Genomic DNA, 24,043 nt, shown 5'->3' with positions numbered 1-24,043 from the left:
AGAAACCTGTATGCTATAATTTACTGAAAATAGCAAAGTGCGGGTGATCAAATGGAAAATATGAAGGGAACTTGTTTGTGTGGAAAGAATCAGGTAACAATCAAGCACTACGGAAATTTTGTCTATAGTTGTCATTGTGATATGTGTCGAAAAATGTCGGCTGGTCCAGTAATGGCGATCGATCCCGAAAAAAGTGAGAATGTTGATTTAAAGTTAGCGGAAGATTCTGCGACATATTATCGATCTAGTGAAGAAGTGGAAAGATGTTTTTGCTCTACCTGCGGAACCTACCTATTTTGGCATCACTTAGGCAGAGATCATTATTGTTTAAATGCGGAATTATTTCCAGAAATTATTAGAAATGCTGATTTTAGCTTACAACTTTTTTATGATCGCAAACCAGATTATTATGATTTTGCGAATAAAACAACATGTTTAGATCATAACTTTCAAGAAGTGAGTGATTAAGTCAGTTAGCCTTTCTATGAATCATATAGAAGGGCTTTTTAGCATAGGAGTATAATTCAACTAAAAATGTTAGTATATGATCGTTTTTGTAAGGAGAAGACAATGAAATCTGTTTTATTAATTGGACAATCAAACATGGCAGGTCGTGGTTATCTGACGGATGTTCCTGCAATTTATAATGAAAATATTGAAATGTTGCGCAATGGTCGGTGGCAGATGATGACTGAACCGCTTCATTTTGATCGAGAAGTCTCAGGGATTGGACCAGCTGCATCGTTTGCGGCCGCGTGGTCACAAGATCATCCTGATGAAAAGCTAGGCTTAATTCCTTGTGCGGAGGGAGGAAGCGCTATCGATGAGTGGGCAGAAAACCAGCCGTTAACTCGTCATGCCCTCGCTGAAGCAAAATTTGCGATGGAAACAAGTGAGCTGATCGCTATTTTATGGCATCAGGGTGAAAATGATAGCTTAAATGGATACTATAAGGATTACGCTGAAAAATTAAAAGCCGTATTTAATCATTTCCGAAAAGAACTTGGATTAGCAAACTTGCCGATTATTGTTGGGGAACTTCCTGATTTTTTGGGAAAAACTGGATTTGGTTTAAGTGCGATTGAGTTTAAGGAAATCAATCAAGAAATGTCCAAAGTCGTAGCGGAAGAGCAAAATTGTTATTTGGTTAGCGCTGAGAATTTGCAGGCAAATCCTGATGGCATTCATATTAATGCAGAATCACAAAGACAATTTGGTATTCGTTATTATGAAGCTTTTTCGAAAAAAGCGAATGTCTCTCAGGCTATCGGAGATGAAGACGAAAGATTAAGTAAAATCTATGGCCGTGAAACGACTAAAAATGAAAAAATTTATTTACTGAGTCGTGATTTTGCCCTGGGTAAGATTGATTATCAGCGATTTATTAAAAAAAATGCTGAAATCTCTATGTAATGATTTTAAGTAAAAAGCACTTGTTTTTCATGCTTAACGTTGAAAGCAGGAAGAGGAAGACTGGAGCTGTGATAAAAGTTGTGTTACTGCTTCTTTTTCCGAACAAACGATGTTCCAAAAGGAATTTCTATCACAACCCCTTTGAATATATCGTTTAAACCAATGAAATCTACCGGAAACAGCGCAATTTCTTATAATATATTAGCTGCGCAAATAATAAGGGTGGTCGTGCTTTATTTTTTTAGTATGGTTAATTTAACCATTGACAATTATTTCGTGAAATCTAATTATACGCATTTTCCATTGAAGTATTGTATATGAAACTAGACTTAAATAATGAGGTGGCTAATGGATAAGGAACAAGCAAAGACGAGAATCAGACAGGCGTATCCGGAATTAACGATTGAAACAATGGAAATTTTAGGTAAGGGATTTGATAGTGAGGCATTTCTGATCAATCAATCCTACGTGTTTAAATTTCCAAGACATGCTAGAGCAGCTAGAAATCTATATAAAGAGGTAGTTGTTTTTAAAGAAATAAACGACAAATTACCCCTCAAGGTTCCAGAAATATGTTTTATTGGAAAGGCAGAAAAGCCGAATCAACTAGATTTTGTCGGACAAGAAAAAATCAAAGGGGTTCCACTTGACGCCAAAATTTTGACAACATTGACTGAAGAACAGAAGAACGAAATCGCGAAGGAGTTAGCTGCTTTTTTCAAAACCCTTCATGAAATTGAGCTTTCAGTATCCTTAGAAGGACTTGAGGTAGATAAAAACGCCAAAGCGGCATATGAATATGAAGTGATTCAGCAGGCAGCATATCCTCTTTTGAAAAAATCGGTACAACAAGAGATTGACGAGGTTTATAAAAGAATCTTGCAACAGAATTTCAACGAAAAAAAATGTCTCATTCACAATGATTTTGGTGCTAGTAATGTTTATTATGATCAAAAGACAAACACCATTTGCGGCTTGATTGATTTTGGCGATATAGCGATTTATGATCGTGATATGGAGTTTATTTGTCTTTTGTTTGACTATGAAGAAGGCTTTTCTCAAGCGTTTGTCCACAAAATGCTAGGCTATTATGGCATTGAAATAAGTAATTTACAAAATAAATTGGACTTCATTGAATTTTATAATCAGCTTGAAAATGTGTATTTAGGCAAGGAGTTTGGGATAGAAGAATTATTTGCGGAAAGCATTGCTGAGATACAAAATGGTTTGAAGGGCTATGAAGAGAATATTTTAGTTGATGATAAAACAATTTATTATATGTAATGAGAAGAAGCTGCGTTGTCATAACGTAGCTTCTTTTTAGCTTAATTTGATTTTTTTTGAAGTACTCCTAAAATGAGCTCAGCTACGCAGTTTGCAATAATTAAAGGTTGAAAATAGTTAGCTTAGTTCTTTAAAATCAAATTTTAAAAAGCATTTGTCTATAGCAATAGAAATATTTTTATCAGATTGAAAAAAATCTAGGGTTGATTTTGCTGGATGAACTTGTTACTATTCAATTGTAGAAAGCGTTTGCAAAAAAGAAAATTGCGGGAGAGTGCAGCTAATCTGCCACCGAAGGTATAAGCTGTGAAACAAGCTGAATTCACAGTGAACATCTCAGGTAAACGGACCGTAATTGGATAAAACTCTGGAGAGCAGAAATGCGCCGAAGAAGCAACCTCAGAGTAGAGGGAATCTTTCAGGCTAGTGACAGAGGACAACGGCACAGTGTGTTGTTGTCCTCTTTTTTTGGGTCTAAGCATATTCTTCAAGGACTAATAAGCACCTGTCATGTGAAATAAAACACAATTAGAAACTGGGTGAGTAAATGATTATCATAACAAATAATCCAATGGTGAAGGAAAAAATGAGTGAACTTGCTGTCTTTTGCTATGTAGAGGGCGATTATGGAGACGTTTTGGCAAAGGTAAAGCAACAGATCATCGAAAAGCATGTCCGCTTGCTGTCGCACCCGTTAAGTGGAAGCATCAAACCAAACGAAACCTATTATAAAACGATTTTTGCTTCAGAGACCACTTCTCAATACATCGATATTGAGAGTTTAGAATATATTGAATCAGCGATAGCCGTCTACGAAAAATTTATAAAAAACAAACAGCGCCCTAATTGGTCCTTAGCGGTGCTCAACGATTTTGCTTTTGTAGATTTTTATATCGCGCAGAGTACGTTGGATAGAATGGGGGTGGCTAGATAGGATTCAACGGTCTGCAACCAATAAGAACTGAGGTGAATAAATGAAACTCGAAATTGGTAACATTGAAATCAAGGAAGTTGTTTTAGGCGAAGAAGAGAAAATTGAAAATGGCAGATTAACCCTCGATCCTGCGAGAATCAAAGAGTTGGTTTTGGAAGACGATCGATTAATCAGCTGTGAGATCGAAATCGCTAAACCAGGCGATAGTATCCGTATCACACCAGTCAAAGATGTGATCGAACCAAGGTGCAAGGTCGGTTCAACAACCGGAATTTTTCCTGGCGTAATCAATAAAGTGGATGTGGTCGGTAGTGGTCGTACCCATGTATTGAAGGGCTGCGGCGTTATGACAGTCGGTAAAATTGTCGGCTTTCAAGAAGGAATCGTGGATATGCAAGGCCCTGGGGCTGAATTAACGCCATTTTCTCAATTAATCGAAATTTGTTTAGTGTTAAAACCGCAAGAAGAGTTAGATCCTCATTTATACGAAGAAGCGGCACGTTTTGCGGGACTCAAAACGGCTGATTATATCGGCAAGTTAGGTGAAAAGGTTGAGCCCGACAGCATTGAAACCTTCGAAACATTACCTTTGTTAGAACAGATCCAGCAATATCCTGATCTGCCTAAAATCGGTTATGTGTACATGCTACAAACACAAGGGCTTTTGCATGATACGTATGTTTATGGAACAGATGCCAAGCATATTGTACCAACGATCCTCTATCCAACAGAAGTCATGGATGGCGCGATTATCAGTGGTAACTGCGTGTCTGCGTGTGATAAAAACACGACGTATCACCATTTGAACAACCCAGTTATCGCTGATTTGTATAAGCAGCATGGGAAAGAAATCAATTTTGTCGGTGTGATTGTCACTAACGAAACCGTTTATTTAAAAGATAAACATCGTTCTAGTGATTTTGTCGCAAAATTGAGCGAGTATCTTGGATTGGATGGTGTGATTATTTCTCAAGAAGGCTTTGGAAATCCGGATACAGATTTGATTATGAATTGCAAGAAAGTCGAAGAAAAAGGGATTAAAACAGTAATTGTTACAGATGAATATGCTGGAAGAGACGGAGCTAGCCAGTCGTTAGCAGATGCGGATAAATTAGCCACTGCAGTCGTTACTGGCGGAAACGCGAATGAAACGATCCAATTACCAAAAATGGATCACGTGATTGGTCAATTAGATTATGTCGATGTCATTGCAGGCGGCTTTGATGGCAGCTTGAAACAAGATGGCACGATTGAAGTTGAAATCCAGGCAATTACCGGTGCAACAAATGAACTTGGTTTTAACAAAATGTCTGCAAAAGGCGTTTAAATCATAATAGGGAGGAAATACTAATGACTTTAGATTTAAAAAATAAAAAAGTCTTAGTGATCGGCGACCGTGATGGTATCCCAGGTCAAGCAATCGAAGCTTGTATTGAGGGTACCGGAGCTGACGTAATATTCTCATCCACAGAATGTTTCGTCTGAACGGCCGCTGGGGCAATGGACTTAGAAAATCAACGTAGAGTAAAAGAAGCAGCAGAAAACTTCGGAGCAGAGAACGTGGTCGTTCTGATCGGTGCTGCCGAAGGAGAAGCAGCTGGATTAGCTGCTGAAACTGTAACGAACGGAGACCCTACGTATGCAGGTCCATTGACCAATGAACAGCTAGGTTTAGCTGTATATCACGCTGTAGAGCCAGAATTTAAAGAAGTTGTCGACTCAGATGTTTTTGAAGAGCAGATTGGCATGATGGAAATGGTTTTAGATGTTGATGACATCATTGAAGAGGTTTCTGAAATGAGGAATCAATACGGGAAATACTAATAATAAAGGAGCGTCTTATGACTAAGTTTAAAGTTGTTCACTACATCAACCAGTTTTATGCTGGAATTGGTGGTGAAGAAAAGGCGGATATCCAACCATTCTCAAAAGCTGAAGTAGTAGGACCAGGTCTTGCTTTTATGAATTCATTTGGCGATGAGGCAGAAATCGTCGGCACCGTCGTGTGTGGCGACAGTTTCTTTAATGAGAACTTGGATAGTGCCAAAAAGGATGTATTAGATCGGATTAAACAATTTGAACCAGATATCGTTATTGCAGGACCAGCTTTTAATGCCGGAAGATATGGTATTGCTTGCGGGGAAGTTGCTCAAGCAGTCATGACTGAACTTGGTATTCCAGCGGTAACTGGGATGTATGAAGAAAATCCGGGAGTTGAGATGTACAAAAAGGCTGCCTATATCGTGCCGACCAGAAACAGTGCGGCTGGTATGAGAAAGGCGGTACCTGTGATTGCCAGTCTTGCGTTGAAATTGTTGAAAAAAGAACAAGTTTCACCAGAAGCGGATAATTACTTTGTTCGTTATCGTAAAAATTTTCAGGATGAAAAACGTGGTTCAGCAAGAGCCGTTGAAATGCTCGTGCGTAAATTGAAGGACCAGGAATTTACGACTGAATACCCAATGCCTGAATTTGATAACGTCGCGCCAGCCACCGCGATAAGTGATCTGTCAAAAGCGAGAATTGCGCTTGTAACTTCTGGCGGAATTGTTCCTAAAGGCAATCCAGATCGAATTGAATCAAGTAGTGCATCAAAGTATGGAACCTATTCCCTCGAGAATGTTGATACACTAACGGCAGATTCTTACGAAACGGCTCACGGCGGGTATGATCCTGTTTATGCAAATCAAGATCCGAACCGTGTTTTGCCATTAGATATAGTGAGAGAAATGGAAAAAGAAGGCGTGATCGGCAGCCTGCATAATTACTTCTATACAACGGTTGGTAACGGAACGGCTGTTGCCAATGCGAAGAAGTATGCGGCTGAGATCGCTCAAAAATTAGTAGCAGATGGAGTCGATGCAGTTATTTTAACCTCCACCTGAGGAACCTGTACGCGTTGCGGTGCAACGATGGTAAAAGAAATTGAAAAAACAGGCTTGCCTGTGGTCCACATTTGTACAGTTGTTCCGATCTCGCAAACCGTTGGAGCGAATCGGATCGTACCAGCAGTTGCAATTCCTCATCCTTTAGGAAATCCAAGCCTAAGCTTGAAGGAAGAACAAAAACTACGTCGCGGCATTGTCGAGAAAGCCTTAAAGGCAATGACTACACCAGTAGATGAACAAACCGTTTTTGAATAAATGAATACTGCCTGAGTGAATCATCACTCAGGCGGTTAATTGAGCAGAAAGGAGTTCACTTAATGTATGACGTAATAATCATCGGCGGCGGTCCTGCTGGATTAACCGCGGCTATTTATAATGCAAGAGCTCGTTTGAATGTTTTACTTTTAGAAAAAACAAAATTAGGGGGACAAATCGTTTCAACCCATGAAATCGCCAATTTTCCCGGATCAATCAAACAAACTGAGAAAGAAACCTCTGGACCAGAATTGATCAAACGTATGGCTGAACAGGCTGAACAATTCGGGGCTGAGATTCAGCTTCGGAAAGAAGTAACGAATTTAGAACTTGATGGGAAAATCAAAAAAATCACTTGTAAAGATGGTAGTGTCTACGAATCCCATGCAGTTATCTGTGCAAACGGTGCGTTTCCAAGAGAAATTGGCTGTAGAGGTGAGCGAGAATTAGCTGGAAAAGGCGTCTCCTATTGTGCAACCTGTGATGGGGCCTTTTTTGAAGATATGGAAGTTTATGTAATCGGAGGAGGAAACTCGGCGGTTGAAGAGGCAATGTTCATTACCACTTTTGCTCGCAAAGTTCACATTATTCAAAATCTGAGTGAATTAACGGCAGACGCAATTGCTGTCGAACAAGCCAAGGCCAATGACAAGATCGACTATATTTTCGATTCCGTAGTAGAAAGTATCGAAGGCGACGGAATGGTCGAGGCGATGACAATTCGTAATACGAAGACCGGTGAGTTCACTCGTTTTGAAGCAGACGAAGAGGATGGCTTATTTGGAATTTTTGTCTTTATCGGCAATGTGCCCAGCACCAAATTATATGAAGGCAAAGTTCCATTAAATGAATACGGATACATGATTACTGATGAGGCGATGTGCACGCCAATTGAAGGCGTCTTTGCGGCTGGCGATATGCGACCAAAAGTATTGCGACAAGTGGTGACCGCGACTGGTGATGGTGCGATCGCCGCCTTCTCAGCTCAAAAATATGTAGAAAAAATCAAAAGGGAGGTACCAACAGCATGATCGAGTTAACTGTTGAAAATTTTGGGGCAGAAGTATTGGAACAGGAGACGCCTGTATTAGTGGATTGGTGGGGAGAGACCTGTGAAAACTGTCTAGCTTTGATGCCTGATGTGGAAGAACTGTATGACCAGTACGGAGATAAAATTCGTTTTACAAAATTTAATACCTCGCAGAAAAAAGTTCGTCGTTTTTGCATTCAACATAAGATTTTAGGGCTGCCGGTTATTTCGATTTATAAAAATGGTGAAAAGATCGACGAAGTAGCGAAGGATGACTGCACGAAAGAAGCCATCGAAGAAATGATTCAGAAATACATTTAGGGCGGGATGTTTATGAATTATGCGACTTTACGTGGAGCGAGTTATGTTTTAGTTCATACACCAGATATGATTGAGCACAACGGCACCACACAAACAACAGAAAGAATTACAACTCCAGATAGTCCATATTTGGCAAAGCTATATGATCATATCCGTAGTTATGATGAGGTAGTCAATTATGCGCCAAACCAAACATTTATTGGAAATCTAAGCTATCAAGAATTGAAAAATCTGCCACAGCCATGGGTAAATCATTCCATTGAAGGCAAACGTGAAGGGAAATTCGGCGAGATTATGCCGGAATTAGAATTTTACGGCTTATTACAGATTGCCGATGTTTTTGAATTGGTGCATTTAGAAGAAGCTTTTGCAGAAGAAGTTCGAGCGGCTTTGGCGGCACATTCGCTTTTTAAGGAGGATGTAGATAAAATTAAAAGTGAAAAACCGCTTGAGTGGATCGAAAATGAGTTGGCTGAAAATGCTGCCGAAGGATTATACTATGATCGAAAATTAGTCGGTTGTGTCAGTCCTGCTCACCAGATTGACGCGAATTTAAACGCTCATGTGATGCTGGAAAATCTAGTAGTAAAGGCAAGTGGTGTTTTGGCATTGCGACAATTGATAGAAAAGCATCAGCTTGATCCTAAAGAAATTGATTATGTGATCGAGTGCAGCGAAGAAGCTTGTGGGGATATGAATCAACGAGGTGGCGGTAATTTCGCTAAATCAATCGCTGAGTTATGCGGCTGTGTCCATGCGACAGGTTCCGATATTCGCAGTTTCTGTGCGGGCCCGACACATGCGTTGATTACCGCAGCTTCTCTAGTAGCAGCGGGTACGCATAAAAACGTCGTGCTAGTAGCCGGCGGGGCAACTGCCAAACTAGGAATGAACGGAAAATCACATGTTGGCAAAGGCTTTCCAATTTTGGAGGATGTCTTAGGTGGATTCGCGGCACTGATCAGTGAAAATGATGGCGTGCATCCGATTTTGCGACATGATTTGACTGGTAAACATGAAGTTGGCAGTGGATCGAGTCCTCAGGCAGTGACAACGGCCTTGATCGCCAGTATTTTAGAAAAGGCTCAATTAACCATCAAAGATGTCGATGTTTACTCAGTAGAAATGCAAAATCCCGATATTACGAAACCAGCAGGAGCTGGGGATGTTCCGTTAGCAAACTTAAAAATGATTGGCGCAATCGGCGTTTTACGGAAAGATATTGAGAAAAAAGATTTGATGACTTTTGTTAATGAAAAATCACTAGTTGGTTGGGCGCCGACACAAGGACATATTCCTAGTGGGATTCCTTATTTAGGGTTTGCCGCTGAAGATTTGGCTGCTGGCGACAAAAATCGTGCCATGATCGTTGGAAAAGGTTCGCTCTTCTTAGGACGAATGACAAATTTATTTGATGGTGTATCGATCTTAATTGAACGAAACAATGGAAAAGTATCAGATGAGAATCAGCAGGATTTAGAGGAACTAGTTAAACGAGAAGTTGCGCAGGCCTTGAGAAGTTTCGCTGCCAATCTTTCAGTAGAATAGAGGTGGAAGCAATGTCTGATCAAGTAAAAGAAACAGTCAAGAAAGTGTTTGAAGATTTGGCGACTAGTCTAGAAACCGGACGAATGGAGTCCAGACTCAAAATTGGCTTGACCATTGATGGCAGTGAGCTCGGTATGGCTGTGATGAAACAGGCTGCTTATACCAGTAAGCAAAAGAATCTTTTTGATGTCGTATTGATCGGAAGTGACGTTGACTGGGCGAAAGATTTCGAGCACTACTCGACAACCGACTGTCAAAAGGAATCCTCTGAGTTAATGGAGGAATTGCTAGACAGCGGAGAAATACAAGGATGTGTCACGTTACATTATAATTTTCCAATCGGTGTTTCCACTGTCGGAAAAGTTGTTACTCCAGCTCTTGGTCGTGAAATGTTTATTGCCACAACGACCGGGACGACTAGCGGTGTTCGCAATGAAGCGATGGTGTTGAATGCGATTAACGGGATCATCGCAGCAAAAACTTGCGGTATCAAGCAACCAACTATTGGGATCTTAAATATTGAGGGAGCAAAAACAGTTGAACGTTCATTGACTGCGTTACAAGAAAAGGGGTATGAAATTAACTTTGGCGAAAGTCAACGTGAAGATGGCGGAAAAGTTCTACGAGGGAACGATTTGTTATTAGGCAGCGTTGATGTTGTTGTTTGTGATAGTTTGACTGGCAATATTTTGATGAAGCTTTTCTCAGCAAGTTCAAGTGGCGGAAATTACGAAACTATTGGTTCAGGATACGGTCCAGGAATCGGAAGAAATTATGATCGCAATATTTGTATCATTTCTCGTGCTAGCGGCGCTCCTGTGATTACTAATGCTTTAGAATATGCTTACGAGTTGGCTAAAGGAAAACTTGATAGGGTAAGCTTGACGGAATATCGGAAAGCTGATGAAGCTGGACTGAAGCAAATTTGCTCAGAGCTAACCGCAACTGCAGTACCCGAAGCGAAGAAAGAGATTGATCCGCCTGCTAAGGAGATCGTTACTAGTGAAATTGCTGGGATCGAAATCATGGAGTTGGAGGATGCGGTAAAAATTCTGTGGGAAGCTGAGATTTATGCTGAAAGCGGAATGGGCTGCACTGGGCCAATCATCTTAGTTAATGAGAAAAATCTGATAGCTGCTCAAAATGAATTGAAAAAAGCGAATTATTTATAGTGAGGGGACCAGTTCAGTAATTGAGCTGGTTTTTTGCTTTGTTAAAGCAAGAAGTTTTTACTTTAAAGGTTCATTAGAACTAGATGGAATGATTTAAAAAAAATTTCAACCCCGCCTTGACTCTCCAGTTGCGGAAGAGTTTAGACTAGATGGGTAAGGGGGGAATCAGATGAAACCATTGAGATTAATCGGTCTCACACAAAACAATTTGCAACATCTTTCATTAGAGATCGAGAAGAACCAGCTAATTGTATTTACAGGGGTGTCAGGTTCGGGAAAATCCAGCCTAGTATTTGATACAATCGCGGCTGAAGCGCAACGACAGATGAATGCAAATTACTCTGCATTTGTACGGAATCGGATGCCTAAGTTCATCAAACCGAAAGCAGAAAGGATTGAGAATCTGAATCCTGCAATCGTGATTGATCAAACTCCTTTAGGTGGGAATCAACGCTCTACAGTTGGTACGATTACTGAAACCTATTCTCTATTACGTTTGTTATATTCCAGAATCGGTCAACCCCGCATTGGGTCGGCGAGCCAGTTTTCATTCAATCATCCTCAAGGCATGTGTCAAACATGCTCTGGACTAGGACGTGTAAATCAGATCAATCTTGAAAAGTTGATTGATCGTGAAAAATCTTGGAATCAAGGAGCGATTAATGATACTAGATATGCGGTTGGAAACTGGTACTGGAAGCAGTATGCAGCGGCAGACTTTTTTGATAACGATCAGCCGTTAAAGGAATTAACCGTCTCTCAATGGAATCAGTTAATCTATGGACATCCAGACAAGGATTCGATTCCACTTAATCCGAAATTGGAAGGAATCTGTCGTAATTATGAGCGGATTATTTTGAAGCGCGATCTTTCTGAGCGCAGCAAAATGTATGAGGAAAAATTGAAGGAATTGTTGTATGAAGCGCCTTGTCCGGATTGCGAAGGTCGCCGTTTGAATCAGGAAACCTTGTCTGTGAAAATTAACGAGTGCTCCATTGCAGACTGTGTTCAGATGGATATGAATCAACTACTACTGTTTCTAAATCAACTATACTATCCTGAAGTGAAAGAGGTCATCGATGAAATTAAGCGACAGGTTCAACGGCTAATCGATATAGGATTGGATTATTTACAATTAGATCGGCAAACTCCGACCTTGTCTGGTGGAGAAGCACAACGAGTGAAATTGGTGAAACATATGGGAAGCGCGTTGAACGGCATGTTCTATATCTTTGATGAACCAAGCACCGGAATGCATGCGCGTGATGTTTCTCGTATCAATCGGCTGCTACAGGATCTTCGAGATAAGGAGAATACGGTATTTGTGGTGGAGCATGACCCAGATGTTATTGCAATTGCTGATGAAGTCATTGATATTGGTCCCTTGGCAGGGAAACAGGGCGGAGAAATCATTTTTCGTGGAGATTATCCAGCTCTACTTCAATCAGACAGCCTAACGGGAAAAGAAATTTGTCAGACATTACCCATCAATACTGAGCCTCGCAGCTGGCATGAAAAAATGACAATCAAAGAAGCGAATTTACACAATTTAAAAAATGTGACAGTCGATATTCCCAAACATGTATTGACAGTCATCACTGGCGTAGCTGGCTCAGGAAAATCTACGCTAATTACAAAAGTCTTGCCCGAACAATTTCCTAATGAAATCTCCATCATCAATCAAGCACCAATCAAAGCGACGAATCGTGCCACTCCAGCTACGTATTTAGGTATTTACGATGAAATTCGTCGGACCTTCGCTAAAGCAAACAATGTCCCAGCCGGTATGTTCAGTTTTAATTCAACTGGAGCTTGTCCAACGTGTCATGGCAAGGGAGAGACACTGGTAGAGTTAGTTTTCATGGACCCTATTGTAAATGAATGTGAAGCTTGTGGAGGGAACCGATTTTCCGATGAAGCGTTAAGCTACCGTTTAAGAGGCTGTACAATTTTAGATGTACTAGACATGACACCGAAAGAACTACAAGATTTCTATGAAGGGCTTGGCAGTAGAAAATTAATTGAAAAACTTCAAGCCATGATTGATACAGGATTAACGTATTTACCAATTGGTCGAAACTTAGTCACACTTTCCGGTGGAGAACGTCAACGGTTAAAACTAACCAAAGCAATCACACAAAATGAGTCTGTGTTTGTTTTAGACGAACCGACAACTGGTCTACATCTATCAGATATTAAAAAATTAAACGAACTATTTCAACGAATGGTAGAAAACGGCAATACATTGATCATCATTGAACACCATAGTGAAATTATCAAGCAAGCCGATTGGATCATTGATATTGGTCCAGATGGTGGTGTGAACGGTGGCAACGTTGTTTTTAGCGGTGTGCCTGAAGATTTATTAGAAAGCGGAACAATCACTGGTGAATACTTGAAGAAGAGTAGTGAAATGATCAAAAACTCGATCTCCTGCTAAGGCAGCAGGAGATTTTTGTTTAGTAGAACTTGGATTGGTTAATTTTTTGTGGTCCAGTCTTTGATAAAAAACAGTTCACAGATTATAAGTTAAAAAAAGTTTAGATTGACTTTTTTAAGGCCACAAGTTCAAATAGTCTTAGTGAATATTCTTTCATTTTTTAAAAGATACTGGATGGATTTGTCACTTTTTGAAAGCCTTTTTTTGTTATACTTAAGAGGGGATGATTGTGATGGATCGATTAAAAAATATCTGTTGCTATGCACCCATGATGGTGTATGCAACACCAGAAGTAGAACTAAAAGTAGATAAATTGTGTTTGGATATGGTTACATTAGCCGCAAAAGGCTGGAATGTGGATCAGTTATATTATCATATTTTGGCACGCAGCAGTGAAGTAACAGGAATAGAAATGGTATTATCAGCGGATTCTAAAGGATTAGTCATTGTCTTTCGGTCAGAGCAAGAAAAACAGGAGGTGGAAGAATATGCCAGTGAATACTTTTAATTTAAGCCTCATTCATCAAAAGATGTGTGATGAATTTATTGCAGATATCTGGATTTTTGCCATTCAAAAATGCATGGATTTGCCTGAAGCATTTGTTGCGGCAAGAGAAGAGGAACAACTTAAATACTTCTACCGTTTGATTGATCAGAATGAAGAAATGTCTTTGTATGTACATGAAGAATTGGGACTTGATTGTTAGTCCCGATTCTTTTTTCTTAATGACTTTAGTCAGTTTCGCTCGCGTTAGCGAGTGAAACAAGAAAACCGCGCGTTTCTACGCGTGGACGAGATAGCTTTAGCGATAAAAACTCCTTTCGATATACTAATAAGTGGCTACCAACCGCTCATACTATCGAAAGGAGTTTTTCTATGTCATCAAATGACGACAAAAGTTTATCACACAGTCGGTAGAAATCATAGAAGCACATGCCATGCCAGATCATATTCATATGTTAGTTAGAGTGCCACCGAAAATAAGCATTTCAAGTTTCATGGGATTCTTAAAAGGAAGAAGCGCCACGCTTATCCATGAGCAGCATGGAAACTTAGTGTATAAATATGGGAATAAGAGTTTTTGGTCGAAAGGCTATTATGTAAGTACAGTAGGGTTAAATCAGAAAACAATTGCAAAATATAAAAGAGAACAAGAAGCAGAGGATCGAAATCGAGATAGCATAAGTAAAAGAGAATACGTCGATCCATTTAAAATGAAGAAAAAGAAATAAAGTAGCGAGCGATGAGCGGTTGGCGGTCTTTTAAAAAGCTCCATTTATGGAGTACGCGAGCAGTGACCTCTTCTAGAGGTGTTAAAAAGCCACCCGTTTTCACGGGTGGATGAGTTACTTTCAAGAGCAATTGCTTCTCATAGCAGAAGGCTTGTATACTTAAGGGAATAAATCCGTATCGGGTAAAGGTGTGAAGAAAACGGAATTGAAGGAGGCAAATTTTATGAGCAAGACTCTCCGATTAGTATTTCCTCAATAGCAGGGAGGAAATAATCCAAATTATCTTTTTGGTTCTGAATTGTTGAGACATATTGTTCCGCAAAGCAATAAAGCAGAGACAATTCAAATCACAGTTGATGAAAATACCTCAAAAGAATTACTGCTTGAAAATGGTGTAATTGGCGGGAATAGTTTATTAAAACAGCTGTCAGAGGCTTCGAAGATTCTAACGGAAAAGCAACCTGAAAAAGTCATTACTTTGGTTGGATGCGCATTCCGATATGTCAACCATTAATGACAGTCAAAAAGGGCACATGCATGTACTGGGGAATCTTTTAGGTCACGGAGCACCACAGTTTGCCGAAAAAATTCGCCACCCCTTCACAGTCGAGCAGGTTATGCTCGCGGGGCTAAAATATGAAGAACTGCGTCCGTGCGACCACCAAGTCGATGATTTGAAGATGAATTATCTCACACCAGATAAATTGGTGGAGGATAGTTGTGCAATCATTAATTGGATGAATCAAAATCAATTGAAGCACTTGGCGATTCATTTTGATTTAGATGTATTGTCTCCTCTGGACTACCGGTCGATTAATCCTGGTAAACCATACTTGGATGTAGAAAAATTTCTTGCCCCGATTGGAACAATGACACTCGAACAAATTGCCCGGATCATTAGGGATGTTTCTGAAAGAGCTGAAATCGTAGGGTTTAGTATCGGTGAATATTTACCTTGGGATGCGATCAATTTACGCAAAACTTTAGAGAACGTAGAGATATTTAAAGAATGAAAAAAGTCAGCGTGGATTCGCTGACTTTTTTAAACATGATCATCATTATTCACGATCTCGTACTTGATTCCATCTGGATCGTTAAAAAAAAGAGCATAATAATTTGGTCCATGTTGCGGAAAAATTTGTGGCTCATCTAAAATCTCAGCACCAAGTTCAAGTACCTTTTGATAGATTCGATTGACTTCATTTCTAGAAGGAGCTTGGAAGGCGATATGATGAACCGCTCCGGGTTTTCGTCTATGGATTGTTTCCTCTTGATACTCTGTAAGAGGTGAACAGATACCAAAATCATAGGATTGATCAAGATATTCGATAACATTCATATCCAAATCTTCTAAATAGACGTTGATTTTTTTATTCAAATCAAAGCCCAAAGCCTCCATCAACCCATCATAAAATACTTCAGCCGTATCAATATCCTTCACCGTAACTTGGAGATGATCCACTTTCATAGGTAATACCATTCTTAACTCTCCCTTCAAAAAAGCTATAGTTTCCAATAAGTCCTGCCATCAACAGTTCGACCTAAAATTCCGTATTCTATGAGATATCGTCTAATCGTAACATAATCTTCGAACATCCTAGAAATGATCTCATTGATTTCTTTTTCGCTATATTGTTTTTCAGAAGTAAAATTTTCTGCGAGTTTTTGAATGAGAATAATTCGCTTTTTTTCTTTTTTTGGAATTTGATTGGCTTTACCATTTTCGTCGAGAAAAGTTTTAAAAACTTTTTCTCTTTCCTTTTCTGTGGAAATGAATCGTTCATCAGAATCAATGATGGAATTCGCTATAAAATTTCCCTGATCTTTTTCTTCAATGGATTCCAATAAGGCTAACAAAATTTTGGCCTGCCGTTTCTTTTCTTTAAATTTGAAGCGATGATTCCTTACGGCAGAAGTTGTAATATTCAGCTGTTCGGCTATTTCCTGATCATCAATGTCTTTATTAAACAGCGTCAGAAAGGTTTTCTGTGTGTCGCTTAGACCTGTTTGATTTTTATCAAGATTGAGCAACGCGTCAAAAGGGCCGTGGTGTTCATGTTTTATATGATAAATCATTGCGCCTTCTGCTCGGGCTAGTTGGCTGTTGCCTTCATTAAGCGGGTAGACGAAGCGATCATCAAAGGTTTGATCACAATACAAGCATTGGAAAAGAAAGTCGCCTTTTTTTGAATAGCCTTTTTTTATTTCTTTGATGGTTAAATCACTCTTCATAATAATTCCTCCTATTTGAATGCTAACATATTTATTTATAGTTTGCAAATAAGGTTGCAAACATCTTTAAAGTTTTATAAAGATAAGTGCTTGACCTTCACGTAACGTCAACGATTATGATTAAATCAAGGAGGTTACCATAATGAATAATTTTAGTGTAAAAATAATTGATACTTTGTCTTATTATGAAGCGTGTCTGCAGGGTCAGAAGGATGAAAATACTTTCCGCTATGAGTTGATGCAACCTTTCGAGGAAATGTGGCGGTATTTAAGTGTTCCTCTCATGTCAAAAACTTCGGGAGGCTATGATGTTTTGATGGCATCAGAGATGATGGGCATCTGGACGCCGCGAAAACGGAGAGAGTTGATTGAAACTAAGGTAAGCCCTTTAAAAGATACGAATATTTTCGGAGAATGTCGTCAAGTTATAGAAAAAAGCGCACAGCTTTTCACTGATATTGGCTATCAAATACCGATCGAAGACTTTGTTGTAAATATCTTGCTCGGTGATCCGGAAAACAGCGTCTTGATGGCAAGTGAAGGGTATAGCGGATTTGGCGGGATACCTGGGTACATTTTGTTAATCGTTGTTCCGAATGAGTTCAATCGCACACGACTAAAATCTGCTTTGGCACATGAGTTTAATCATAATATTCGGTTTACCTATGAGCCCTTTAATCATGGAGATGTGAGCGTCGAAGATTATTTAGTGATTGAAGGCTTAGCGGAGGTTTTTGCCGAAACGCTTTATGGCATCGAACATCGTGGACCATGGGTACAAGATTACGACCAGGAAGAATTGGACTATACGATCGAAGTAATGAAGGGTGGACGTAATGCTCGCGGCTTTGATCAGGTTTCTGCGTATATGTATGGGGATGAAGTTGCCCGTGTGCAGGGGTATCAACCCGTGGGACTCTCAAGAAACGCTGGCTACACGATTGGTTATCATCTCATAAAGAATTATTTGAAAAATACTGGAAAAACAATAGCGGAGGCGACTTTGACACCCAGTCGAAAACTTGTTCAGGAATCAAGGATTTTTGATTAGAGGCTAGAAGATTTTAAATAGCAATCGTTTTTCTAATAAGAGTATGCTATACTTTTATTAATTGAATGACACTAGGGGTGCTTTTGAAGCTGAGATTATACCCATTGAACCTGAAACAGTTAGTACTGGCGCAGGGAATGTGTGATGTTTAGAATTTTGCACCCGACCGTTTTTTTGCGGTCGGGTTTTCTTCAGTATGCGTGTTTTGTGCAGAGAGCCTCCTTTTCATTCTTATGAGAATAAAGGAGGTTTTTTTATGTTGTGACTAGGAGACGTTGGAAGAGTCGTAACAAGTGGGCGTACTAAAAAAGTTAATAAGAGGAGATAGAGAATGAATTTTACAAAAATTGCGCGTCAAGAAGCAGCATCATTTTGGGAAGGAAGCTTTGAGCATCCATTTATCACGGCATTGGCAGATGGAAATTTGGCTCCAGAAATTTTTCGCTATTATTTACTTCAGGATCGCTATTATCTTGAACATTTTAGCAAGCTTTATCATTTAATTGCGGAACAAACAAACGATCGGGAAGCGCAGGAGCAGTTACAAGAAAATGCTGAAAATCTTAAGCTAGGTGAAATGGCAATTCGCAAGGAGTTCTTTTCAGAATTAAGGATTACTGAACATGAGATTTTGACTACACCGATTGCACCTACAGCTTATCATTACGTTTCGCATATGTATCGACAGTTGATTGACGGTACACCAAATACTGCTTTTGCAGGGATGCTTCCATGTGCCTGGCTGTATCAAGAAATCGGTGTTCGTTTGATTGACACGGGCTCTCCTAATCCTTTGTATCAGCGCTGGATTGAGACCTATGCTGGTGAGGCCGCTGCTGAAGGGATAAAAAAGGAGTGTGCGCTCTTAGATCGTCTATATCAAGAAAGTTCAAGCAAAGAACAGCAGCAAATGATCGACGCCTTCGTGATCAGTAGTAAAATGGAATACGCCTTTTGGGAAATGGCTGTTAAATTGGAAAAATGGTAATGCTTCAAGAGATCGTTCGATTGCGGACGGTCTTTTTTTTGAAACAATTTACAAATCGCATAGTTTATATGTTAAAATGCAAGTTAACACTTGCATTATTAGGAGGTATGTAAAATGATTTCGGGAGCTGAATTGGTTGTTAAAGCATTAATCGATGAGAAGGTTGACGTATGTTTTGCTTATCCGGGAGGACAGGCGATTGATTTGTTTGATGCGCTTTATCAGAGAAAGGAATTTCGCGTTATTTTGCCTAGACATGAGCAAGGATTGATTCATGCCGCAGATGGGTATGCGCGATCTACTGGAAAAGTCGGTGTTTGTCTAGTTACTAGTGGTCCAGGAGCAACAAATCTGATAACAGGGATTGCTACGGCGGGCTACGATTCCTCTCCGCTGGTTTGTATCACAGGACAGGTTTCAACACAGCTGATTGGGAAGGACGCTTTTCAAGAAGTAGATATGGTGGGAATCTGTCGCTCAATTGCTAAATATGCCGTAACAGTCAGGAATCGAGAGGATTTAGGAAAAATTCTGAAGAAAGCATTTGTTATTGCGCAATCTGGTAAACCAGGAGTTGTAGTCGTTGATATACCGAAAAATATTCAGCAAGAACTCGGTTCAGAAAAATACCCAAAAGAAGTAGCAATTCGTGGTGGTCAGAAAACGCAAATGATCCCACTGGAAAAACTCGAAACCGCAGCTGAAATACTCGAAACCGCTAAGAAACCTGTCTTGCTGCTTGGAGGTGGTGTTCATCGCGCTAGAGCGTATAAAGAAATAGCCGCCTTTATTGAAATGTACAATCTGCCAGTTGTTAGTACGATTATGGGAAAAGGGTCTTTACCTAGTAATCACCCAAATTATATTGGTAATGTAGGTATTCACGGCAGCTATGCAGCAAATCAGGCAATTTTAAACAGTGATGTTCTTTTGGCTTTAGGGACACGACTGAATGATCGTGTGACTGGAAATGCCGCAGTGTTTTGTCCTTTCACAAAGCTGATTCATGTAGATATTGATCCAGCAACCATTGATAAAAATGTCGACACTCAAATTGGGTTAGTAGGAGACATTAAAGAAATATTGCCAAAAATCACTTACATGCTGTATTCGAAAAATCATGAGAAATGGCTACAAGAAATCAAAAATAAGGACCTACTTTTGCCTGTTCACATGAAAGAAGTAGGTTTAACACCAGAAAAAATCATTCAGAAAATCAACGAACATTTCTCAAATGCAATTGTAGTAACCGACGTTGGACAAAATCAGTTATGGACGACTCAATTTCTTGAAGTCACAAAGGAAAGACAACTGCTGACTTCAGGTGGATTAGGTACGATGGGCTTCGGTTTTCCAGCATCTATTGGGGCCAAATTAGGGAATCTGGAAAAGGATGTCCTGACAATTACGGGTGATGGCGGCTTTCAAATGAATCTTCAAGAGCTTGCGACAGTGATGCTAGAAAAAATTCCGATTATTATTTGCATTTTCAACAATGAAAGTTTAGGAAATGTTCGTCAATGGCAAGAAATGTTCTATGACAAACGCTATTCTTACACGAAGTTAAGGGGTAACGGCATGTCTTATCTACCAGATTTCATCGCTTTAGGCCGCAGCTATGGAGTAGACGGTATTAGAATCACTGATGAAGAAGAGCTTGACCACGCATTTATCCGAGCAAAAGGTGCTAAAAGTCAACCATTTATTTTGGAGTTTATGCTTAAGACAGAACAAAAGGTCCTACCAATTGTTCCACCAGGTCAAGGTTTGAAGGAGATGATTACTTATGCAGACAATTAAACAGAAATGGTTAAGCGTCTACGTTGAAAACGAAGTTGGCGTACTAGCAAGAGTCTCTGGATTATTTTCCGGAAAATTGTATAATTTAAATAGCTTAACGGTTGGTGAGACAGAGGTCAAAGATATTTCTCGGATGACTATCAGCCTTTTTAGCGATGAGCGAACCTTTGAACAAATTAAACATCAATTAAGCAATATGATCGAAGTGATCCAAGTGATTGATTACACCGACATTCCCATTCACACTAAAGAGGTAATGTACGTTAAGCTGCCTTATTATGAAAGTCTCGAAAACGATCTAAATGGATTGACTCAGGCAAACAGATTTATCATTATTGATCAAACAACAGATCAAATGCTGATCGAGTGTATCAATACTGACGCGCAAAATAACCAACTAATTACCGATCTCCAACAAAGCATTTCTCAAGAAATCGAAGTGATTCGGGGAGGAAGTGTGGCGATCGCAAGTCTAATAAAGGAGTAAGTATTTCCTGTATGAAAAATACGCGAAGCAATATCATGGCTGCTACAAGAAAACTAATCGTTGAAAAAGGCTACAGTGACATGACAACAAAAGATGTTGCAAAAGAAGCGCAAGTAAACGAAGTGACGCTGTTTCGGCAATTTGGCAGTAAGAAAGAACTACTGTTGACAACATTAAAAGAAGCCGAGTGGATTCCTTCTGTAAATAAGGAGATTTATGATCAATTTCAATGGGATCTAACCAGCGATCTTCGTTTGATGATGGAAGCGTATCTCACACAGGTTACGCCAGAGATTGTCCGGTTTTCCTTAGGCCTTCGCGCACAAGAAATTTATCAAGAAACGATGCCTTATATTGAGAAAATTCCAACAGCCTTTATTCAGACGCTGGAGGATTATTTGATTAGAATGAAGTCAAAAAAGCAAGTCAAAATCCATGATCCGAAAAAATCAGCGGAAATTATTTTTTCTAGTATGATAGGCTTTGCTTTCCTGCACGCCTACTCTAGCAGCGATCAGTATGAAAAGGAAGTGGAAATCTTTATTTCTGATGCCATTGATCAATTTATTAATGGCCTCATTTGAATACGAATAAAAAAACACCTGAATACGCTGCTCAATTGTTCGGACAGTTTGTATTCAGGCGTTTTTTTATTCTAATGAGTTTCCTTTCAGAAATGAACGGATTTTTTCTTTTAATAGCTTGGTCTTTCGCGGATTGGCACCTTTAGTAGTTAATGCAATCCCAAAATCCTTTTCTTTAATCCATGCCATGTTGAAAAAATTGCTATTGCTTTGATTGGTTGTATCATTTACGAGTTGTCGCGGTGTCGTTTCATTCAAAACAGCTTGGTTGACTGCTGGATTATCTGTACAGATAAAAATGACTTGAAAACCAGTAGTATCACCATATTGAAAGGAACGTTCCCGCAATAGAACTTTTCCATTTTTCTTTGCTGTTAGTAAGGTATCAGAAAAATTCGGCGCGATAACCGTGGGTTTTACACCTGCTTCAATCAATCCACAAACTTTTCGAGTGGCTATTCTCCCACCGCCGATCACTAGGACAGAAAACTGCTGGATATCAATTAAGATTGGGTACATAGGCGTAACTCCTTAGTCAATGATTTTACGGATTTTCGCTGTTTTGTTTAGACAAATTCACTAGAGCTTTTTTCTGTTCAAAGCGAAAATAGATGAAGTGGGAAAGAACACCAAAGAATACTGGACCTAAAAGCAAAGTTGAAAAGTTCAGATAATTTCCTAATTTTAAGGGTTCATATATTTGAAAGGCAATTGCAACAAAAATACAGACACAAACGCTTATGGAAAGAAAATAATTCAGGTAATTATTTTTAATAATCAATGACTGTTTCTGGATGATTTTTTTCTTTAAAAAGAAAGGAAAACTAGCTGCGACAATAAAATATGGAATCGCTCGTGAAACATTCGTCATGTAGGTTAATTGATTAAATAAATCTGATAAAAAAGTATTACTAAATGACAACAGCCCAATAAATAAAGAAATCAGCAAGGCTTGGATCCAAAGTGCATTTTCAGGCATTTGATTCCTATTCAGTGCTGAGAATTTTGGCCAGAAAACTTTAGGTGTACTCTTTATCAAACTTTTTAATGGACCATAGCTTATTGAGCTAAGAAGACTCAAATATGCCAGCCCCATTGTCAGGGCGGTGTAACGAATAAAAATCTGAGTCAATAAGTGCGTGTGACTAACTGATAGGTTGAAACTGACAGCCAATGTTTTGGCCAATTGTTCCATGACACCATACATTAGATTTCCCAAATGAAGAGACGTTGCCTCCCGTAAGCCGTCAATGTTATTTGCACAGCTCCAAATGATAATGCCGCTAACATATAAAAATAACACAATAAACGAACTGATAATCACGGCTCGCGGAAATCTGCTGCGGCTTTTTTTGGTTTTATCGGCAAGACTCGCAATCGTATCCAATCCCCCAAATGCGGTGATCGAAAAAATGAAAAAAGGCAGCTGTGAGAGCAGGCGGCTCGATGATTCTTGAAAAAAGCTTGGCACAGTCAAACTATGATGGATATTTATTAAAACCAGTTCGGGATTCTTAAAAATCAAAATTAAATTACCAGATAATGAAAGGATTAGCAAACCAACCATAGCGTAACCGCTAATATGCAGAAAACGGAAAATGACTTGGAAGCCACGTTTGTTCATCCAAGTGATACCTATTACTGCCATTACAGAAAATAACGCTAACCATATTTGAGAAGAAACACCGAACCAATTCATTGACGCAGTTATATCTTGCCCGAAGAACAGAATAGAAATTGGAATGAGAATCTTCATAAATAAACTAATCATCCAAATGAAGTAGCTACTATACCATAAAAAAACAGTTGTGAAAGCTGCCTTAGGAGAAAGGGACTCTTTTAACCAGTCATAGATCGCTCCTGAGCGATGTGCGTACTTTTTGGTATACTGCGCTACGATCAGTGCGTAGGGAATAAAATAAAAGAGGGCACTAATAAAAAACCAAATAAGTGATTGACTTCCCAGCATAAAAAATGCTGAGATCATACTAGAAAATGAGTACACAGTAGTGGTAATGATCAAAATCAGATTTTGTGAAGATTGTTTTTTAGTCATCGTCCGCTCCTTAAAGTCTTTTCTCCATCTTATTTTCTTTTAAATAAAAAGACAAGATGAATTTTGATTTAAAAGAATTACTTCATCAAAAAAGCGGTAGATAAAAATGAATGAAAAGATTGATAAATCAATGATTTTTCAAATCGAATAATAAATAATAACAATATATTGCTTTGTTTTAGGTTCGAAATAACAAAATTTGGCTGAACTTCAGCGATTGAATAGCTTTCCTTTGATTGCTTTATTAAAATTCAAGAAAAACCTTTAACCAGTAGTTAAATCTGAAAATAGCAGTATTTTATATTGTTTGAGCAGGGAAATAATATT

25 protein-coding genes, 1 pseudogene and 3 riboswitches are annotated in these 24,043 nt (G+C 39.2%); of the genes and pseudogenes, 22 read left to right on the top strand and 4 right to left on the bottom strand.

Features of this window, described 5'->3' with window-relative positions:
- Positions 1–51: 51 nt before the first annotated feature.
- The 17 genes and pseudogenes from IGI52_RS06610 (at position 52) to IGI52_RS06530 (ending at position 15,531) form a co-directional block, all read left to right on the top strand.
- Entirely contained in the window at positions 52–468 is a 417-nt protein-coding gene (locus tag IGI52_RS06610; protein WP_438780793.1) for a GFA family protein, read from the top strand.
- 102 nt (positions 469–570) lie between these two features.
- Positions 571–1,413 carry a sialate O-acetylesterase gene (locus IGI52_RS06605; RefSeq protein WP_438780792.1) on the top strand — a complete coding sequence of 281 codons (843 nt, stop codon included), beginning with the start codon at positions 571–573 and terminating at the stop codon, positions 1,411–1,413.
- Between the two features lie 348 nt (positions 1,414–1,761).
- Positions 1,762–2,697 (top strand): phosphotransferase family protein, encoded by a 936-nt coding sequence (locus IGI52_RS06600; protein WP_240128483.1) that lies wholly within the window; start codon positions 1,762–1,764, stop codon positions 2,695–2,697.
- 257 nt (positions 2,698–2,954) lie between these two features.
- A riboswitch (glycine riboswitch) is annotated at positions 2,955–3,059 on the top strand.
- Between the two features lie 3 nt (positions 3,060–3,062).
- Positions 3,063–3,132: riboswitch (glycine riboswitch) on the top strand.
- A 112-nt stretch (positions 3,133–3,244) separates the two neighbouring features.
- Complete coding sequence (locus IGI52_RS06595; protein WP_065422882.1) at positions 3,245–3,631, top strand: GrdX family protein; 387 nt, start codon at positions 3,245–3,247, stop codon at positions 3,629–3,631.
- A gap of 40 nt (positions 3,632–3,671) precedes the next feature.
- A complete protein-coding gene (locus tag IGI52_RS06590) occupies positions 3,672–4,958 on the top strand; it encodes a glycine/sarcosine/betaine reductase component B subunit (RefSeq protein ID WP_438780791.1) in 1,287 nt (428 codons plus the stop codon).
- Between the two features lie 23 nt (positions 4,959–4,981).
- Complete coding sequence (gene grdA, locus IGI52_RS06585) at positions 4,982–5,455, top strand: glycine/sarcosine/betaine reductase complex selenoprotein A (protein ID WP_081638476.1); 474 nt, start codon at positions 4,982–4,984, stop codon at positions 5,453–5,455.
- A gap of 17 nt (positions 5,456–5,472) precedes the next feature.
- Positions 5,473–6,774 carry a glycine reductase complex selenoprotein B gene (gene grdB, locus IGI52_RS06580; RefSeq protein ID WP_438780790.1) on the top strand — a complete coding sequence of 434 codons (1,302 nt, stop codon included), beginning with the start codon at positions 5,473–5,475 and terminating at the stop codon, positions 6,772–6,774.
- 62 nt (positions 6,775–6,836) lie between these two features.
- The gene (locus IGI52_RS06575; RefSeq protein WP_438780789.1) at positions 6,837–7,805 is read left to right on the top strand and encodes an NAD(P)/FAD-dependent oxidoreductase; all 969 of its coding nucleotides are present in this window, start codon (positions 6,837–6,839) and stop codon (positions 7,803–7,805) included.
- Positions 7,802–8,125: a thioredoxin TrxA gene (gene trxA / locus IGI52_RS06570; protein WP_438780788.1), complete on the top strand. Its 324-nt coding sequence runs from the start codon at positions 7,802–7,804 to the stop codon at positions 8,123–8,125. Before IGI52_RS06575 ends, trxA begins: the two co-directional genes overlap by 4 nt.
- Positions 8,126–8,137: 12 nt before the next feature.
- Positions 8,138–9,673, top strand: a complete 1,536-nt coding sequence (gene grdC / locus IGI52_RS06565; RefSeq protein WP_438780787.1) for a glycine/sarcosine/betaine reductase complex component C subunit beta — start codon at positions 8,138–8,140, stop codon at positions 9,671–9,673.
- Between the two features lie 11 nt (positions 9,674–9,684).
- Complete coding sequence (gene grdD / locus IGI52_RS06560) at positions 9,685–10,845, top strand: glycine/sarcosine/betaine reductase complex component C subunit alpha (RefSeq protein ID WP_438780786.1); 1,161 nt, start codon at positions 9,685–9,687, stop codon at positions 10,843–10,845.
- 169 nt (positions 10,846–11,014) lie between these two features.
- Positions 11,015–13,285, top strand: a complete 2,271-nt coding sequence (locus IGI52_RS06555) for an ATP-binding cassette domain-containing protein (protein ID WP_438780785.1) — start codon at positions 11,015–11,017, stop codon at positions 13,283–13,285.
- Positions 13,286–13,517: 232 nt separating this feature from the next.
- Positions 13,518–13,793 (top strand): hypothetical protein, encoded by a 276-nt coding sequence (locus IGI52_RS06550; RefSeq protein WP_438780784.1) that lies wholly within the window; start codon positions 13,518–13,520, stop codon positions 13,791–13,793.
- The gene (locus IGI52_RS06545; RefSeq protein WP_048720531.1) at positions 13,774–13,992 is read left to right on the top strand and encodes a hypothetical protein; all 219 of its coding nucleotides are present in this window, start codon (positions 13,774–13,776) and stop codon (positions 13,990–13,992) included. The genes IGI52_RS06550 and IGI52_RS06545 overlap by 20 nt, the downstream gene beginning before the upstream one ends.
- 202 nt (positions 13,993–14,194) lie before the next feature.
- Positions 14,195–14,518, top strand: a pseudogene (gene tnpA / locus IGI52_RS06540) (IS200/IS605 family transposase); the annotation flags it as partial.
- 301 nt (positions 14,519–14,819) lie between these two features.
- A complete protein-coding gene (locus IGI52_RS06535; protein WP_438780783.1) occupies positions 14,820–15,032 on the top strand; it encodes a hypothetical protein in 213 nt (70 codons plus the stop codon).
- On the top strand, positions 15,019–15,531 hold the full coding sequence (locus IGI52_RS06530; protein WP_438780782.1) for an arginase family protein: 513 nt from the start codon (positions 15,019–15,021) through the stop codon (positions 15,529–15,531). Before IGI52_RS06535 ends, IGI52_RS06530 begins: the two co-directional genes overlap by 14 nt.
- Positions 15,532–15,560: 29 nt before the next feature.
- Here the strand turns inward: IGI52_RS06530 and IGI52_RS06525 are convergent, their stop codons facing one another.
- The gene (locus IGI52_RS06525; RefSeq protein WP_049220810.1) at positions 15,561–15,998 is read right to left on the bottom strand and encodes a VOC family protein; all 438 of its coding nucleotides are present in this window, start codon (positions 15,996–15,998) and stop codon (positions 15,561–15,563) included.
- Positions 15,999–16,021: 23 nt separating this feature from the next.
- On the bottom strand, positions 16,022–16,750 hold the full coding sequence (locus IGI52_RS06520; protein WP_070504997.1) for a DUF2087 domain-containing protein: 729 nt from the start codon (positions 16,748–16,750) through the stop codon (positions 16,022–16,024).
- Positions 16,751–16,892: 142 nt separating this feature from the next.
- On the opposite strand from IGI52_RS06520, the gene IGI52_RS06515 reads away from it, so the two are divergent.
- The 5 genes from IGI52_RS06515 (at position 16,893) to IGI52_RS06495 (ending at position 21,660) form a co-directional block, all read left to right on the top strand.
- A complete protein-coding gene (locus IGI52_RS06515) occupies positions 16,893–17,801 on the top strand; it encodes a DUF2268 domain-containing protein (protein WP_118368094.1) in 909 nt (302 codons plus the stop codon).
- A gap of 63 nt (positions 17,802–17,864) precedes the next feature.
- A riboswitch (TPP riboswitch) is annotated at positions 17,865–17,956 on the top strand.
- A 176-nt stretch (positions 17,957–18,132) separates the two neighbouring features.
- Entirely contained in the window at positions 18,133–18,789 is a 657-nt protein-coding gene (gene tenA, locus IGI52_RS06510) for a thiaminase II (RefSeq protein WP_118368093.1), read from the top strand.
- Between the two features lie 114 nt (positions 18,790–18,903).
- Complete coding sequence (ilvB, locus tag IGI52_RS06505) at positions 18,904–20,589, top strand: biosynthetic-type acetolactate synthase large subunit (RefSeq protein WP_438780781.1); 1,686 nt, start codon at positions 18,904–18,906, stop codon at positions 20,587–20,589.
- Positions 20,576–21,076 (top strand): acetolactate synthase small subunit, encoded by a 501-nt coding sequence (gene ilvN / locus IGI52_RS06500; protein ID WP_048717980.1) that lies wholly within the window; start codon positions 20,576–20,578, stop codon positions 21,074–21,076. The genes ilvB and ilvN overlap by 14 nt, the downstream gene beginning before the upstream one ends.
- Before the next feature lie 11 nt (positions 21,077–21,087).
- Positions 21,088–21,660: a TetR/AcrR family transcriptional regulator gene (locus IGI52_RS06495; RefSeq protein ID WP_016179889.1), complete on the top strand. Its 573-nt coding sequence runs from the start codon at positions 21,088–21,090 to the stop codon at positions 21,658–21,660.
- Positions 21,661–21,726: 66 nt separating this feature from the next.
- Here the strand turns inward: IGI52_RS06495 and IGI52_RS06490 are convergent, their stop codons facing one another.
- Complete coding sequence (locus IGI52_RS06490) at positions 21,727–22,179, bottom strand: precorrin-2 dehydrogenase/sirohydrochlorin ferrochelatase family protein (RefSeq protein WP_118368090.1); 453 nt, start codon at positions 22,177–22,179, stop codon at positions 21,727–21,729.
- Positions 22,180–22,204: 25 nt separating this feature from the next.
- The gene (locus IGI52_RS06485) at positions 22,205–23,716 is read right to left on the bottom strand and encodes an amino acid permease (protein ID WP_311945511.1); all 1,512 of its coding nucleotides are present in this window, start codon (positions 23,714–23,716) and stop codon (positions 22,205–22,207) included.
- Positions 23,717–24,043 lie beyond the last annotated feature (327 nt).

Source organism: Enterococcus sp. DIV0187 (genome assembly GCF_051713785.1).
Classification (GTDB): Bacteria; Bacillota; Bacilli; order Lactobacillales; family Enterococcaceae; genus Enterococcus_A; species Enterococcus_A avium.
Note: the sequence above shows the minus strand (reverse complement) of the source record. Positions and strands in the feature narration are given on the sequence as shown.

Bases quoted from the DNA above. Each gene is read 5' to 3' on its own strand.
- IGI52_RS06485 (WP_311945511.1), bottom strand. From the start codon at position 23,716: ATGACTAAAAAACAATCTTCACAAAATCTGATTTTGATCATTACCACT.
- grdD (WP_438780786.1), top strand. From the start codon at position 9,685: ATGTCTGATCAAGTAAAAGAAACAGTCAAGAAAGTGTTTGAAGATTTG.
- IGI52_RS06610 (WP_438780793.1), top strand. From the start codon at position 52: ATGGAAAATATGAAGGGAACTTGTTTGTGTGGAAAGAATCAGGTAACA.
- IGI52_RS06555 (WP_438780785.1), top strand. From the start codon at position 11,015: ATGAAACCATTGAGATTAATCGGTCTCACACAAAACAATTTGCAACAT.
- grdC (WP_438780787.1), top strand. From the start codon at position 8,138: ATGAATTATGCGACTTTACGTGGAGCGAGTTATGTTTTAGTTCATACA.
- IGI52_RS06605 (WP_438780792.1), top strand. From the start codon at position 571: ATGAAATCTGTTTTATTAATTGGACAATCAAACATGGCAGGTCGTGGT.
- tenA (WP_118368093.1), top strand. From the start codon at position 18,133: ATGAATTTTACAAAAATTGCGCGTCAAGAAGCAGCATCATTTTGGGAA.
- IGI52_RS06600 (WP_240128483.1), top strand. From the start codon at position 1,762: ATGGATAAGGAACAAGCAAAGACGAGAATCAGACAGGCGTATCCGGAA.
- IGI52_RS06545 (WP_048720531.1), top strand. From the start codon at position 13,774: ATGCCAGTGAATACTTTTAATTTAAGCCTCATTCATCAAAAGATGTGT.
- ilvB (WP_438780781.1), top strand. From the start codon at position 18,904: ATGATTTCGGGAGCTGAATTGGTTGTTAAAGCATTAATCGATGAGAAG.
- trxA (WP_438780788.1), top strand. From the start codon at position 7,802: ATGATCGAGTTAACTGTTGAAAATTTTGGGGCAGAAGTATTGGAACAG.
- IGI52_RS06495 (WP_016179889.1), top strand. From the start codon at position 21,088: ATGAAAAATACGCGAAGCAATATCATGGCTGCTACAAGAAAACTAATC.
- IGI52_RS06575 (WP_438780789.1), top strand. From the start codon at position 6,837: ATGTATGACGTAATAATCATCGGCGGCGGTCCTGCTGGATTAACCGCG.
- IGI52_RS06550 (WP_438780784.1), top strand. From the start codon at position 13,518: ATGGATCGATTAAAAAATATCTGTTGCTATGCACCCATGATGGTGTAT.
- ilvN (WP_048717980.1), top strand. From the start codon at position 20,576: ATGCAGACAATTAAACAGAAATGGTTAAGCGTCTACGTTGAAAACGAA.
- IGI52_RS06525 (WP_049220810.1), bottom strand. From the start codon at position 15,998: ATGGTATTACCTATGAAAGTGGATCATCTCCAAGTTACGGTGAAGGAT.
- IGI52_RS06595 (WP_065422882.1), top strand. From the start codon at position 3,245: ATGATTATCATAACAAATAATCCAATGGTGAAGGAAAAAATGAGTGAA.
- IGI52_RS06590 (WP_438780791.1), top strand. From the start codon at position 3,672: ATGAAACTCGAAATTGGTAACATTGAAATCAAGGAAGTTGTTTTAGGC.
- IGI52_RS06530 (WP_438780782.1), top strand. From the start codon at position 15,019: ATGTCAACCATTAATGACAGTCAAAAAGGGCACATGCATGTACTGGGG.
- IGI52_RS06515 (WP_118368094.1), top strand. From the start codon at position 16,893: ATGAATAATTTTAGTGTAAAAATAATTGATACTTTGTCTTATTATGAA.
- IGI52_RS06490 (WP_118368090.1), bottom strand. From the start codon at position 22,179: ATGTACCCAATCTTAATTGATATCCAGCAGTTTTCTGTCCTAGTGATC.
- IGI52_RS06520 (WP_070504997.1), bottom strand. From the start codon at position 16,750: ATGAAGAGTGATTTAACCATCAAAGAAATAAAAAAAGGCTATTCAAAA.